The sequence below is a fragment of the Indolivaga macrotermitis genome (assembly GCF_900128985.1).
GTDB classification, from domain to species: Bacteria; Bacteroidota; Bacteroidia; order Bacteroidales; family Dysgonomonadaceae; genus Dysgonomonas_A; species Dysgonomonas_A macrotermitis.
The window spans coordinates 1-1,435 of record NZ_FQUC01000044.1; the positions used below are offsets into that span (position 1 = coordinate 1).

Annotated in this window: 1 pseudogene; it reads left to right on the forward strand. The window is 33.9% G+C overall.

Going from position 1 to position 1,435, the window contains the following annotated elements:
• The first annotated feature begins 44 nt into the window (after window positions 1-44).
• Window positions 45-1,402: pseudogene (locus BUC12_RS20500) on the forward strand (IS3 family transposase).
• The last annotated feature ends 33 nt before the right edge of the window (window positions 1,403-1,435 follow it).

Here is a 1,435-nt window from a genome sequence, read left to right on the forward strand (position 1 = left end):
TGAAGTGAACCCTAAAAGTTAGACAAACTTTTAGGGTTTATTTTATGGAAAAGAAGAAGCGTAACAAGTTTAGTATCGAAGATCGGGAGCGAGCCGTTCTTTTAGTTTTGGGAGAAGGGCATAGTTGTTGTTCAGTAGCTCGTATGTTTTCTACAGCGGATCGTTTGATTGGTCGTTGGGTTTCCTGTTATAAACAGTATGGTGTAGCAGGACTATCTTTAAAGAACCATATGCGTTATAGTGGAGATTTTAAACTGTCTTTACTCCAAGACATGTTATTAAATCATTTATCTTTACACCAAGCATCCATCAAATATCATGTCAATGATAGTGTTATCCTGAGCTGGAAGCGGAAATATGAACAGTTTGGCAGATCATCCCTTTATGAAGAAAAAACACGCGGCAGACCACCCAAAATGAAAAAGCAAAAGAATAAGCTTATAGAGAAAAATATCCCATCAAATCCTTATCAGGAATTGGTTGAAGAGAATTTACGTCTGCGTATAGAAAATGAGTACCTAAAAAAGTTGCAGGCCTTAACACAGAAAAACAAAGGGCGCAAGCCATCCAGGAGTTAAGGCATATTTTTCCTCTTCCAACAATACTGGAAGTCGCAGGGATGGCTAGAAGTACATTTTATTACCATAAAAAGCAATTTGATAAACCAGATAAATACAGTCAGGAGAAAAAAGCAATATCAACCATTTTTTATAAACATAAAGGCAGATATGGTTATAGGCGTATTAATATTGAAATGAAGAATAGAGGCTTTATTATCAATCACAAGACAGTTTTAAAACTAATGGATGAATTAGGCATTAAATCTCAAGTTCGCAAGAAGAAATATCGTTCTTATAAAGGGCAAACCGGTAAGGTGGCTGATAATATCTTGGATCGAAATTTTAAAGCTGATAAACCTAATCAAAAATGGGCTACAGATGTAACCGAATTTTCTTTATTCGGAGCAAAACTATATTTATCTCCCATAATTGATTTATATAATGGAGAAATTATCAGTTTCAATATCGCTCATCATCCAACCTTAGAGCAAACAATGAATATGCTTAAAAAAGCTTTTAATAAAATTCCTGATAATACTAACCTGGTTTTACATTCTGATCAGGGATGGCAATATCAACATGGAAATTATCAATATCTCCTTAAGAAAAAAGGTATTATACAAAGTATGTCCAGAAAGGGAAACTGTTTGGATAATGCCGTTATTGAAAACTTCTTCGGGCATCTAAAATCTGAATTGTTATATTTGCAAGATTTTGATTCAATGGAACACTTCAAGAAAGAGCTGGAAGAATACATCTATTATTATAATAATGATAGAATTAAACTGTCTTTAAACGGATTGAGCCCGGTAAAATACCGAACTCAATCTAAATATAGTTAATAATTTATTGTCCAACTTTGGGGGGGCACTTCA